The organism is Acinetobacter sp. 226-1, from assembly GCF_030329325.1.
Classification (GTDB): Bacteria; Pseudomonadota; Gammaproteobacteria; order Pseudomonadales; family Moraxellaceae; genus Acinetobacter; species Acinetobacter sichuanensis.
Genome location: NZ_JACANU010000012.1, coordinates 13,258 through 25,657 on the forward strand (window position 1 = coordinate 13,258; position 12,400 = coordinate 25,657).

16 protein-coding genes are annotated in these 12,400 nt (G+C 39.2%); 5 read left to right on the top strand and 11 right to left on the bottom strand.

Going from position 1 to position 12,400, the window contains the following annotated elements:
* Positions 1 to 17: 17 nt before the first annotated feature.
* The 3 genes from HX124_RS14665 to HX124_RS14675 all read left to right on the top strand — a co-directional run bounded on the left by HX124_RS14665 (position 18) and on the right by HX124_RS14675 (position 2,319).
* The gene (locus tag HX124_RS14665; protein ID WP_286383796.1) at positions 18 to 770 is read left to right on the top strand and encodes an AraC family transcriptional regulator; all 753 of its coding nucleotides are present in this window, start codon (positions 18 to 20) and stop codon (positions 768 to 770) included.
* Positions 771 to 965: 195 nt separating this feature from the next.
* Positions 966 to 1,514 carry a glutathione peroxidase gene (locus tag HX124_RS14670; protein ID WP_107008907.1) on the top strand — a complete coding sequence of 183 codons (549 nt, stop codon included), beginning with the start codon at positions 966 to 968 and terminating at the stop codon, positions 1,512 to 1,514.
* A 172-nt stretch (positions 1,515 to 1,686) separates the two neighbouring features.
* A complete protein-coding gene (locus HX124_RS14675; protein ID WP_286383744.1) occupies positions 1,687 to 2,319 on the top strand; it encodes a PM1805 family lipoprotein in 633 nt (210 codons plus the stop codon).
* Between the two features lie 63 nt (positions 2,320 to 2,382).
* Here HX124_RS14675 and HX124_RS14680 read toward each other — a convergent pair whose 3' ends face one another.
* Positions 2,383 to 2,670 carry a hypothetical protein gene (locus HX124_RS14680; protein ID WP_286383745.1) on the bottom strand — a complete coding sequence of 96 codons (288 nt, stop codon included), beginning with the start codon at positions 2,668 to 2,670 and terminating at the stop codon, positions 2,383 to 2,385.
* A 161-nt stretch (positions 2,671 to 2,831) separates the two neighbouring features.
* Between HX124_RS14680 and HX124_RS14685 the strand changes: the two genes are divergently transcribed.
* Positions 2,832 to 3,296 (top strand): AAA family ATPase, encoded by a 465-nt coding sequence (locus HX124_RS14685; protein ID WP_286377924.1) that lies wholly within the window; start codon positions 2,832 to 2,834, stop codon positions 3,294 to 3,296.
* The gene (locus HX124_RS14690; RefSeq protein ID WP_286383746.1) at positions 3,286 to 4,041 is read left to right on the top strand and encodes a tRNA(His) guanylyltransferase Thg1 family protein; all 756 of its coding nucleotides are present in this window, start codon (positions 3,286 to 3,288) and stop codon (positions 4,039 to 4,041) included. The genes HX124_RS14685 and HX124_RS14690 overlap by 11 nt, the downstream gene beginning before the upstream one ends.
* A gap of 46 nt (positions 4,042 to 4,087) precedes the next feature.
* Here HX124_RS14690 and HX124_RS14695 read toward each other — a convergent pair whose 3' ends face one another.
* From HX124_RS14695 to HX124_RS14740, 10 genes are all read right to left on the bottom strand, one after another.
* Positions 4,088 to 4,507, bottom strand: coding sequence for a F0F1 ATP synthase subunit epsilon (locus HX124_RS14695; protein WP_107008912.1), 420 nt, complete (start codon positions 4,505 to 4,507; stop codon positions 4,088 to 4,090).
* Between the two features lie 26 nt (positions 4,508 to 4,533).
* On the bottom strand, positions 4,534 to 5,928 hold the full coding sequence (gene atpD, locus HX124_RS14700) for a F0F1 ATP synthase subunit beta (RefSeq protein WP_107008913.1): 1,395 nt from the start codon (positions 5,926 to 5,928) through the stop codon (positions 4,534 to 4,536).
* 26 nt (positions 5,929 to 5,954) lie between these two features.
* Positions 5,955 to 6,824: a F0F1 ATP synthase subunit gamma gene (gene atpG / locus HX124_RS14705; RefSeq protein WP_107008914.1), complete on the bottom strand. Its 870-nt coding sequence runs from the start codon at positions 6,822 to 6,824 to the stop codon at positions 5,955 to 5,957.
* A gap of 88 nt (positions 6,825 to 6,912) precedes the next feature.
* Positions 6,913 to 8,457 (bottom strand): F0F1 ATP synthase subunit alpha, encoded by a 1,545-nt coding sequence (atpA, locus tag HX124_RS14710; RefSeq protein WP_107008915.1) that lies wholly within the window; start codon positions 8,455 to 8,457, stop codon positions 6,913 to 6,915.
* A 60-nt stretch (positions 8,458 to 8,517) separates the two neighbouring features.
* Positions 8,518 to 9,054: a F0F1 ATP synthase subunit delta gene (locus tag HX124_RS14715; protein WP_286377930.1), complete on the bottom strand. Its 537-nt coding sequence runs from the start codon at positions 9,052 to 9,054 to the stop codon at positions 8,518 to 8,520.
* 11 nt (positions 9,055 to 9,065) lie between these two features.
* Positions 9,066 to 9,536, bottom strand: a complete 471-nt coding sequence (locus HX124_RS14720) for a F0F1 ATP synthase subunit B (RefSeq protein WP_107008917.1) — start codon at positions 9,534 to 9,536, stop codon at positions 9,066 to 9,068.
* Positions 9,537 to 9,574: 38 nt separating this feature from the next.
* Entirely contained in the window at positions 9,575 to 9,829 is a 255-nt protein-coding gene (gene atpE / locus HX124_RS14725; RefSeq protein ID WP_107008918.1) for a F0F1 ATP synthase subunit C, read from the bottom strand.
* Between the two features lie 78 nt (positions 9,830 to 9,907).
* Positions 9,908 to 10,783: a F0F1 ATP synthase subunit A gene (gene atpB, locus HX124_RS14730; protein ID WP_107008919.1), complete on the bottom strand. Its 876-nt coding sequence runs from the start codon at positions 10,781 to 10,783 to the stop codon at positions 9,908 to 9,910.
* Positions 10,784 to 10,894: 111 nt separating this feature from the next.
* Positions 10,895 to 11,287 (bottom strand): ATP synthase subunit I, encoded by a 393-nt coding sequence (locus HX124_RS14735; protein WP_286377931.1) that lies wholly within the window; start codon positions 11,285 to 11,287, stop codon positions 10,895 to 10,897.
* 171 nt (positions 11,288 to 11,458) lie between these two features.
* Positions 11,459 to 12,301, bottom strand: a complete 843-nt coding sequence (locus HX124_RS14740) for a metal ABC transporter substrate-binding protein (RefSeq protein ID WP_286383747.1) — start codon at positions 12,299 to 12,301, stop codon at positions 11,459 to 11,461.
* Positions 12,302 to 12,400: the final 99 nt, after the last annotated feature.

Here is a 12,400-nt window from a genome sequence, read left to right on the forward strand (position 1 = left end):
TACTTGTGCTTGAAAATATGTTTCAGCTCAGTCAATGGATTGAAATTGAAGAGTTTCATTATAAAAAAAATGATGTAATTACTCCCCATAGTTGTTTATGGGGAGATTTCAACTTTAGCCTCAATGGCTTATTAGAGTTTTCTATCAATGGGAAAATCTATTTATCGCCACCCAGTTATGGCATTTGGATTCCACCACAAACTGAGCATTGTTCAATTGCGCTTGATCAACACGTGACGCATTATATTTGTATTCGTTTGCATCCACAGTTATGTGATCAATTTTCAACACGCTGCCAGACCTTAACTGTACAACCATTTTTAAGGCAAACTGTTCATGAAATTTTAACTCATCAAAAAAGTTCACAATATTCTGAACATTATCATCAACATTTATTACAAATACTGTTAGATCAACTGACTTTTGCACCGTGTTATGATCAATATTTACCTCAAAGTCATCATCCTATTTTAGAGCCGATTTTAAAAAAACTAGCAGATTCGGCTCGATTTTCTGAAACACTACAGCAAATTTTGGCAGAATTTGAGCTGAGTGAACGGCATATCTTAAGGCTAAGTCAACGTGAACTGTCGATGTCAATTTCAGAATGGCGTAATCGCAGTAAAATTGTCTATGCCATCATGCAGTTACATCATGGACAGTCGATTAAAAAAATTAGTTTAGAGTTAGGGTATAAACAAAGCTCAAGTTTTATTGAGTTTTTTAAGCGTTATACAGGACAAACACCGACTCAACTACTTGAGAGATAAAAAACTTTATGCTCAATGTCAGCTTAAGTTAAAAGCTTATTTTAAATAAATATTTTGACTTAACCCATATAGATCATCATCTGATCTATTTGTCTTAAATTGTAAGATTCTCTAAATTAGAGCTTGCTGAAAATGTGAATAATCGCTACAACATTAAACAAGACTATTTCTTTAAAATGACATTAGGACAATAAAATGAGCACATCGGTTTATGACATTCCAGTGAAAACGATTGATGGCAATGATCTCAGTTTAAACCAATATGAAGGTAAGGTTTTACTCTTGGTCAATGTTGCCTCAAAATGTGGTTTAACACCACAATATGAAGGCTTAGAAAAACTGTATCAAAGTAAAAAAGATCAAGGTTTAGAAATTTTAGGCTTCCCAGCAAACAATTTCTTGGCACAAGAACCAGGAACGAATGAAGAAATTCAACAATTTTGCTCACTCACTTATGATGTGCATTTTCCATTATTTGCTAAAATTTCAGTCGCAGGTGATGATAAACATCCGCTCTATGAAACACTGATTCACGCTATTCCAGAACGTATTGGTGAAGGTCCATGGTGGAAAGACCTTGTCGATTATGGTTTAACCCCAAATGCAAAACCCGAAGTTTTATGGAATTTTGAAAAATTCTTAGTCAATAAACATGGCGAAGTGGTCGCTCGTTTTGCGCCTGATATTACGGCTGATGACCCTCGTATCTTACAGGCAATCGAAGCTGAACTTGCCAAAGCCTAAGTTCAATCATTTAAAATACTGTTCTACATTAGAGATGACGATGTTCATCTCTTTTTATTATTTAAAAATGATTGCTGGACCAAGAAAACTGTTGTCACTTTGCAACAATCCTACATTTATCCATATTTCAGCCTTATATTGAAATTCATAAGATTTTTTGAATTTGGATGCAATGAAAAAGCTATTACAAGGTGCAATTCTCCCCTTTTTTATTTTTGCTTCTGGCATGACATTGCTAGGGTGTAATCAAGCGGCTGAACCTGAACAAAATGCGGACTCATCCGAACAGGTTTCATCCAAATATGATACTGAGGAAAACCAACAAAAACCCTCACAAGACGAAGAAATCATTGCTTCTGAAACAACGAAAAACAATGAAAATTTAAAAAGTGGCAATATGTTTTATATTGCACGTGATGTTGCCGATGTTCAGTTAAAAACTGGGGATTACATCGCTAAACTCCAACAAGCACAAACTGATTTAGAAACAGCAATTCAACAAAAAGACCAAACACAACTGCAAGAAACAGCTAAAAATCTAAGTCGTGAATTACAAGGTTTTAATACTGCTTTGATTTCTTTAGATTTAAAAAGCCAAGAAATTGACCAGATGCGCCAACAAGTTTTAACAGCCAATAAACAGGTATTAAACTCAGCATTACTCAATGGTGAAGTTGATTTTACAAAAATTGATTTTGATAAAATTGAAAAACAAATGGGAACAATCCAATCTGAAATGATCAAACTTGCAGGAATGATGATTCCTAAAGGTACATCAAATAATAACGAACAAAATAGCGAATAAGCTCCAAGCAAACTCAACGCTGCATGATGTTAAGAAAGTCCTATAAATTTTCTTAACATCAAATTAGCTTTGGATTTTATAAGCATTCAGCATTGCTTGTTGAATGACATCTGAGACTTGTCTGGTCTCTACATATAAAAAATCACCTCGATATGTTTCTTGCACAATTTTTTGTACCAAATCATCGACCATTTGCCGACCTTCATTTTGATATAAGTTGGCTTCTGTCTGACTTAAATACAAGTACCAACAAGAGACAACAGAGCTCATATCAATAGCAACACTGAGATAATAATGTTCATTATCCTGATAAAGCTCCCAAAAATGGGCTTGTTGTTCAATCATTTTCATGGTGAATATTCTAAAATTTATTTTGATCATTAACATACTGCAAAATAGAACAGCAATGAATGCAACTTTAGCTGTATTCATTTTTGTGCTTAAAATATTGCGCTATATTTATTCAGAAATGCATGTTCTAATCAAAAATATTGAAAATTATCTACTTAAATATGCAACTAATTATTTTTACAGGCTTACAAGCATCTGGTAAATCGACATTTTATAAAGAATATTTTTATAAAACCCACTTACGTCTAAATTTAGACATGCTAAAAACGCGTCATCGTGAAAAAATACTATTTGAAGCCTGTCTTGAAAGTAAAAGTAAATGTGTCATTGATAATACCAACATGAGCCAAATAGATCGTCATCGTTATATTGAAAAAGCGAAAAATGCAGGTTTTCATATTGTGAATTATTATTTTGAAACATCGCTAGATAACGCATTAGAACGCAACCGACAACGATTAGGTAAAGAACGAATTCCTGATCAAGGTGTACTTGCAACAGCTAAAAAATTTGAACTGCCTTCACTTCAGGAAGGTTTTGATGAACTTTATAAAGTTAAAATTATAGAAAATCAGCAATTTTCCATACAACTTTTAGCAATTCGAGAACAACCTCATGAGATTTGATGATTTAGATACTCGCTTACGTGTATATGAAACAGCTTATGATTTTTGTGTACCTCCTGAACAATATATTGTGGTACGGCTTGATGGAAAGGGGTTTACACGATTGACCAAAGAAATTTGGCAATTTGAAGCACCTTTTGATATTCGCTTTAGAGATTTGATGGTCGAAACCACTGCACATTTAATGCAATGTGGTTTCAACATCATTTATGGCTATACACAAAGTGATGAAATTTCACTGCTTTTTCATCTAAAGGATGACAGTTTCAACCGTAAAACACGGAAAATCATTTCGATATTGGCGGCTGAAGCCAGTGCAAAATTCAGTATTTCACATGGGCAAATGGCAACTTTTGATGCTCGAATTTGTATTTTACCCAATGCAAAAATTGTTGAAGACTATTTTCGTTGGCGACATGAAGATGCTCATCGTAATGCTTTAAATGCACATTGTTATTGGATGTTACGTAAAGAAGGTGAGACTGTTAAAAAAGCAACCCATCAAGTCAAAGGCTTAAATCGTCAAGAAAAGCATGATCTTCTGTTTAGCCGAGATATTAATTTTAATGAATTGCCATCGTGGCAAAAAAGAGGGACTGGTCTATATTGGCAAGAAGTTGAAAAAGTAGGATTTAATCCAAAAACCAAACAGCCAACAGTATCGAATCGTCGGAAAATTTTTAAAGACTATGAATTGGCTTTAGGGGATGAGTATAGTCAGTTTATAAAAACACAATTTTTATAAATAAAAAACCGCCCTTTCGGACGGTTCTTCAATCTCAAACTGCGTCTTATTGAGCGCGGTTTTTGATTTTGCGGATGGTTTCCAACTGAGCAGCAGTTTCTGCAAGAGCAGCCAAAGCAGCAGCAGCGTCCAAATCGCTCTTTTGATTTGCAAGCAAGTTTTCAGCATTTTTACGTGCTTCAATAATTGCAGCTTCATCTAAGTTTTCTGCACGGACAGCAGTATCTGCTAGAACCGTAACAACATGCGGTTGAACTTCAAGTACACCACCAGATACATAGATTAACTCTTCTGTACCGTTCTCAAGCAGAACGCGAATCGCGCCCGGCTTAAGTAAAGTTACCAACGGAGCATGACCAGGCATAATACCCAGTTCACCGCCAGCACCTTTAGCGATTAGCATTGTTACAGTGCCTGAGTACAAAGACTCTTTAACACTGACAACATCACATTGCATCGTAGACATGAGAATCTCCTAAATTAGGGAACTAATTAAAGTTTCTCAGCTTTAGCAATCACTTCGTCAATACCACCAACCATATAGAACGCTTGTTCTGGGATGTGATCGTATTCACCAGCTAGAAGACCTTTAAAGCCACGAATCGTTTCTTTAAGTGGTACGAGTTTACCAGGAGCACCAGTAAATACTTCAGCTACGTGGAACGGTTGAGAGAAGAAACGTTGAATTTTACGCGCACGGTAAACAGTCAATTTGTCTTCTTCAGCCAATTCATCCATACCAAGAATTGCGATAATGTCTTTCAATTCTTTATAACGTTGAAGAACGTTTTGAACTGAACGAGCGATTTCGTAATGCTCAGCACCTACTACAAGCGGATCTAACTGACGTGAAGTTGAGTCAAGTGGATCGATCGCTGGGTAAATACCAGAAGATGCGATGTCACGGCTCAATACAACAGTTGCGTCCAAGTGAGCGAACGTAGTTGCAGGCGATGGATCTGTTAAGTCATCGGCAGGTACATATACCGCTTGGATAGATGTAATCGAACCAGACTTAGTAGAAGTAATACGTTCTTGTAGAACACCCATCTCTTCTGCAAGAGTTGGCTGGTAACCTACAGCAGACGGCATACGACCTAACAATGCTGATACTTCAGTACCCGCAAGTGTATAACGGTAGATGTTATCTACGAACAATAATACGTCACGACCTTTGCCGTTTTCGTCTTTCTCATCACGGAAATATTCAGCCATCGTTAAACCAGTCAACGCTACGCGTAAACGGTTACCTGGTGGCTCATTCATCTGACCGTAGACCATTGCTACTTTGTCAAGAACGTTAGAATCTTTCATCTCGTGATAGAAGTCGTTACCTTCACGAGTACGCTCACCAACACCAGCAAACACAGATAAACCTGAGTGAGCTTTCGCGATGTTGTTGATCAATTCCATCATGTTTACGGTTTTACCAACACCCGCACCACCGAACAGACCAACTTTACCACCTTTAGCAAACGGGCAAAGTAAGTCAATGACTTTAATACCAGTTTCTAAAAGGTCAGTAGAAGCAGCTTGTTCAGCATAAGAAGGTGCTTGACGGTGAATCGGTAAACGCGCTTCAGTTGCAACTGGACCAGCTTCGTCGATTGGGCGACCAAGAACGTCCATGATACGACCCAAACATGCAGTACCTACAGGTACAGAGATTGGAGCGCCAGTATTCGTTGCGTTCAAACCACGCTTAAGTCCTTCAGTAGAACCCATTGCAATAGTACGAACTACGCCATCACCAAGTTGTTGCTGAACTTCTAAAGTAGTTTCAGTGCCATCAACCTGTAGAGCGTCATAGATCTTAGGAACGCTGTTGCGTTCAAACTCGACGTCGATAACCGCGCCGATGATCTGAATGATACGACCGCTACTCATTGCTGTCTCCTCAATTCAAAATAATGTTAAACGGCAGCGGCACCACCAACGATTTCAGAAATTTCCTGAGTAATCGCGGCTTGACGCAGCTTGTTATAAATAAGTTGTAGGCTCTTGATGATCTCACCTGCGTTATCAGTTGCAGCTTTCATTGCTACCATACGCGCAGATTGTTCACATGCGATGTTTTCAATCACACCTTGATACACCATAGACTCGATATAACGAACCAATAAACCATTTAACAGCTCTTCAGCTTCTGGTTCATAGAGGTAATCCCAACCGTATTGACGGTTTAGACCTTCTTGTGTCTCAGCCGCAGCTAAAGGAACAAGTTGCTCAACCTTTTGGTTTTGAGTCATGGCATTGACAAAGCCGTTTGACACAAGATAAATACGATCTAATTCGCCTTTATCAAATGCATCTAACATCACCTGTACAGAACCAGTTAACTGTTCAAGACTTGGAGCATCACCTAAATTAGTTGTTGCACCCAGTACTTTACCGCCGTAGTTTTTAAAAAACGAAACCGCTTTTTGACCAATTAAAGCAAATTGAACTTCAATTGACTGCTCTTGTTGCTGCTGTACGTGTTTAACCACTTTTTTGAACAAGTTAATGTTCAAACCACCAGCAAGACCACGATCTGAAGAAACAATGATATAGCCAACGCGTTTTACAGGGCGTTCAACCATATAACGATGTTTATATTCAGGATTCGCTTGTACCAAATGAGCAATTACACGGTGCATATTTTCGGCATACGGACGGCCCTGAGCCATGCGCTCTTGCGCACGACGCATCTTAGAAGCTGCTACCATCTGCATCGCGCGAGTAATTTTCTGCGTGCTTTTGATACTAGCTACTTTGGCGCGAATTTCTTTTAAATTTGCCATACGCTTAACCTAGTATTCGAAAGCCCTTTCGAGCCTTCGAAGGTTGATCCGTGAACCAAACCATAACTAGATTCAACATCGTTGAATCTTAGTAAGTTTGAGTCGCTTTAAAGCTTTCAATACCCGCTTTAAATGCAGCTTCGATGTCTTTGTTCCAATCACCAGTTTCATCGATTTTTTGCATTAATGCAGCATGCTCTGAACGGAAGTAAGAAATCAATGCAGCATCAAAGTCTACGATTTTCTTCACGTCAACGTCAGTCATATAACCTTCGTTAGATGCATAAACTGAAACAGCTTGGTCAGCAATTGAATATGGAGCATATTGTTTTTGCTTCATTAATTCAGTTACACGTTGACCATGTTCAAGTTGCTTACGAGTTGCTTCATCAAGGTCAGAAGCGAACTGAGCAAATGCTGCTAATTCACGGTATTGTGCTAAAGCAGTACGGATACCACCAGACAATTTCTTAATGATCTTAGTCTGAGCAGAACCACCAACACGTGATACCGAAATACCTGCGTTTACTGCTGGACGGATACCTGCGTTGAACAATGAAGTTTCAAGGAAGATCTGACCATCAGTAATCGAAATTACGTTTGTTGGTACGAATGCAGATACGTCACCCGCTTGAGTTTCAATGATCGGTAATGCAGTTAAAGAACCAGTTTGACCTTTAACTTCACCTTTCGTGAATTGCTCAACGTAGTCAGCAGAAACGCGCGAAGCACGTTCAAGAAGACGAGAGTGAAGATAGAATACGTCACCTGGATATGCTTCACGACCTGGTGGACGACGTAATAACAATGAAATTTGACGGTAAGCAACTGCTTGCTTAGACAAATCATCATAAATAATTAACGCATCTTCACCGCGGTCACGGAAGTATTCACCCATTGTACAGCCAGAATACGGAGCAAGGAAAAGCATTGCTGCTGGATCCGCCGCCGCTGCTGCTACAACAGTTGTATACGCCATAGCACCAGTTTCTTCTAGCTTACGTACTACGTTTGCGATAGTTGATTGCTTTTGACCAACTGCAACGTAAACACATTTAATACCAGAATTCTTCTGAGCGATAATCGCATCGATCGCCATCGCTGTTTTACCAGTTTGACGGTCACCAATGATCAACTCACGCTGACCACGGCCTACAGGAATCATTGTATCAACTGATTTATAACCAGTTTGTACAGGCTCATCCACTGATTGACGCCAAATTACACCAGGTGCAACTTTTTCGACTTTATCAGTCAATTTCGCATCAATTGGACCTTTACCGTCAATTGGATTACCTAAAGCATCTACTACACGGCCTAAAAGTTCTGGACCAACCGGAACTTCTAATACACGACCTGTGCAACGCGCTTTTTGACCTTCTTGAAGGCTTAAGTAGTTACCTAAAACAACGACGCCCACTGAATCCTGTTCTAGGTTCAGTGCCATACCGTATAAGCCGCCGTCGAATTCGATCATTTCACCGTACATTGCATCAGCAAGGCCGTGAATACGCACAATACCGTCGGAAACCATAACAATGGTTCCTTCGTTCTTAGCGGTCGCGCTGGTGTCCAGATCGCCGATACGCTGTTTAATGAGCGCACTGATCTCGGATGGATTCAGTTGTTGCATTGCGCTATACCTCAATCTTTTATTAGTTCAGTCTTCGTCTTATGCAATTATTGTTTACAATTATGCTAAAAGACGAGTACGCATTTTTTCAAGCTTGCTAAGCGCAGAATCATCTATCACTTGGTCGCCTGCACGAATAACAACACCAGCAATAAGTGCTGGATTTACTTCAACTGTAACTTTAACAGCGCTGTTCAAACGTTTTTCTAACGCATGAGCCAACTTCTGTTCTTGTACTGAATCAAGCGGAAAAGCTGATTCAATCACAACATCTACAGTGTTGTTATTTTGCGATTTGAGTTGTTCAAATTCTGCTTCAACTTCAGGTAACAATGTCAAACGACCATTGTCTGCAAGGAGTGTCAAAAAGTTTGACACAGCTGCAGTTTGTTCATTACCTAAAACTTTCGCAAAAAGTGCAACCTGCTCAGCAGGTGTCAACTCAGGGCGATTTAAATAAGCGGAGAATGCTTCATCTTGCACCGCAGCACTGAGCAGTTGTAATGCATTTGACCAAGTGTCAGTTGCATTTTGCTCAGATGCATAAGCAAATGCTGCTTTAGCGTATGGGCGTGCCAACGTCAAGAGTTCAGCCATATTCGCCTCTCTTAAAGTTTAGCAGCCAGCTGATTCAGCATGGCATTATGAGCTTCTGCGTCAACTTGTTGGTTCAGAATTTTCTCTGCACCAGCAACTGCAAGAGCAGCAACTTGTTGACGTAATTCTTCACGAGCAGAATTGATGTCTTGGTCAACAGCATCTTTCGCTTGTTGACGAATACGCTCACCTTCAGCAGATGCTTGAGTACGCGCTTCTTCGACCAATTGTGCCGCACGACGGTTCGCTTGTTCGATCAATTGAGCCGCTTGTGCTTTTGCTGCATCAATTTCTTGCTTTACTTGCGATTGTGCATCAGCAAGATCAGCTTTCGCTTTTTCAGCAGCATTTAAGCCATCAGCGATTTTACGCTGACGCTCACTAATCGCATTGATTAGTGGTGGCCATACAAACTTCATGCAGAATGCGACAAACATCGCAAATGCAATCGCTTGGCCAATCAATGTGAGGTTGATATTCATTGCTATTCCTCAAATAGTTGATTTCGGAATGTAGCGAATTAACCCAATAAGCCGATGAACGGGTTAGCGAAGATGATGAATAAGCCGATACCCACACCGATCATAGGCACAGCATCAAGAAGACCCGCGATTAAGAACATACGAGTTTGAAGTTGTGGAGCTAATTCTGGTTGACGAGCTACAGCTTCAAGGAAGCGACCACCCAAAAGACCAAAACCAATTGCAGTACCTAATGCGCCAAACGCGATTAAAAGAGCAGCTGCGACAGCAGATAAGCCAACTACTAAATCCATGAAACAATCCTCAGAGGTTGAGTTTAAATCAAACAAAAAACTTTAGCCCAACTGCCCTGTTGCAGTTGAGCAAATTAATTAATGCTTTTCGGTAGCCATACTCATATATACGATAGTCAACATCATGAAAATGAATGCTTGTAAGGTAATAATAAGAATATGGAAAATAGCCCAAGGCACAGACAACGCCCATTGGATCCAGAATGGTAATAATGCAATTAGAATGAAGATTAATTCACCTGCATACATGTTACCAAACAGTCGGAGTGCCAATGAGATTGGACGTGCAATAAAGGTTACAAGTTCAAGTAAAATATTTACAGGAATCAGTAACGCTTTCGCAATCGGGTTACTTGGGTTAAATGGGTTAAGTGCAAATTCTGCACCAAAGCCAGCAAGTCCTTTCTCACGAATACTATAGAAAATAGTTAATGCAAATACTGACAACGCCATACCTAAAGTTACGTTAGGGTCAGTAGTTGGAACAATTTTAAAGTAAACATGATGCGGATCTACACCGAGCATAGAACCAATCACTTGTTGAGCTGTATACGGGATAAAGTCAACAGGGATTAAGTCCATCAAGTTCATGAGGAAAATCCACACGAAAATGGTTAATGCCAAAGGTGCAATTAAGCGTGACTTTCCGTGGAAAGTATCACGCACGCTTGAGTCAACAAACTCGATAATCATTTCGATTACAGACTGGAGCTTGCCTGGAATACCAGCATTTGCAGCTTTCGCCACCGTCCAGAACAACAAACAGAAAATCAGACCAAGTCCAATAGACCAACCCATTGAATCCAAGTGAATAGCAGTGAACCCCATCTCTTTGGCTTCAGCAGCAGTCTCAGCCAACTTCCATGTACCATCTGGCATTTTGCCATAGGTCATATTGGTCAAGTGATGCTGAATATACTCAGTCGATGTAAGGGTATGTTCTTCAGCAGCCATAAATCACACCTGGTTAATGTCAAATACTAAATTAGAAATTTAACGAACATCGCGTGCTGCTTGATATCTCGTTAAAGTTCTAAAAAAACTTCATTTTTGTTGCTTCTAAACTTATTTTTGTAAACGTGCTGCCAGAAACGGCGCGAACCACGTCATACACTGAACAAGAATGAAACCACAAAACAATGCAACCGCTGACAATGGCTTCACATTGCTTAGAATTAAAATGAATCCAACAATCACAATCGCAAATTTGCCCATCATGCCCCGATACATGTTCGAAAGAACTTGCTTGGAAGCTCGTGCACCTGCTGCTCGAAACGACTGCCAAGAAAAATAACAACTGGCAAGCCAACAAATAAATGCACCTAATGCTGCACTTAAAGCCGCAGTTGAGTCTTTCAAGACCCACGCTATCAAGGCTGAAACAGGAATCATTGATGCTTGTAAATAGACCAAAGCTTTTGCTAATCGTCGGTCAATCAAGCGACTAGTTCGGCTCATTTTTTATCCACTCACAACACAAATGCTTGACAAGTTTAGCTGATGATCGTTTTTAATCGCAGGCATTATAGAGTTACACCCCTGAACATGCAATCTTTTCCCGACCTTAGTCGTGTTTTTTTCAATATTAGCGTTGCTTTTCATATATACAATTGTTGCTTATTTTTTGCATCATTTCCGTGCATTTAGTACGCAATCTTGTGTTTCTCTTGCTAAAGCTTGCCATGCAACCACAAAATCTTGTTGTTTCGCTAAGGATTCATCAACTGTTTGAAATGAAAGTTCACCTAACTTTTTATATTGACTTGGGCTCGCATTCGCCTCTGCAAGTAAACACATTTTTTTGTAAGGACGTGTATCATTCAAATACTTAATCTGTGCAATAGTGGGTGCAACATGTGGATCATCAGTCATTGCACCTGCAAATTTTAAGTTTAAAGAGCGCTCTAGATATTGATATGCATCATGATATGACCAGTATGGTCGTGTTGCACCTATACCTATATATTTTTGTGATACCAAGAGCATTTCATTTGCAAATTTTTTCGCATTATTCCAATAAGCAGTTTTATTTTCTGGATATTGTTGTGAGCGTAATGCTGCAATAAAGAAACCAATACGTACAGCATTGTTTGGATCAAGCCAAACATGGGTATCAATTGTATTGTTGAGTGCAACGCCGCGCGTATTTCTCAAAGGCAATGCTTGAATAATGCCCGAATCTAAAATCGAAATTGCATTTGCATTTCCTTCCAATGCCTTTTCTAAAGGTGCTTCATGCGCCTTGCCCAACCAAATAACCAATGACGCATCTTTAATGGTCTTACGGTTCATTGGGGTGAGTTGTACATCATGTCCACTTTGTTTATCTAAAAGTAAAACAGGCTCTTCAACTCCTTGTGTTACTTTTTTAGAAATTAAATAGATGGCATGTGTTGAGACTACTAATGGCGATTGTGCCCAAGTTGCACTGATAAATAATGCACTAAAGCACAAAGCAATGAAGCGTTTCATGGAGAGTATTTTACCCAAATAATTTAAATGTTATAATATAACAAAATTTAAAAAAAACCTATGCTATTCGTAACATGATCTGGCTTCATGTTACTATTT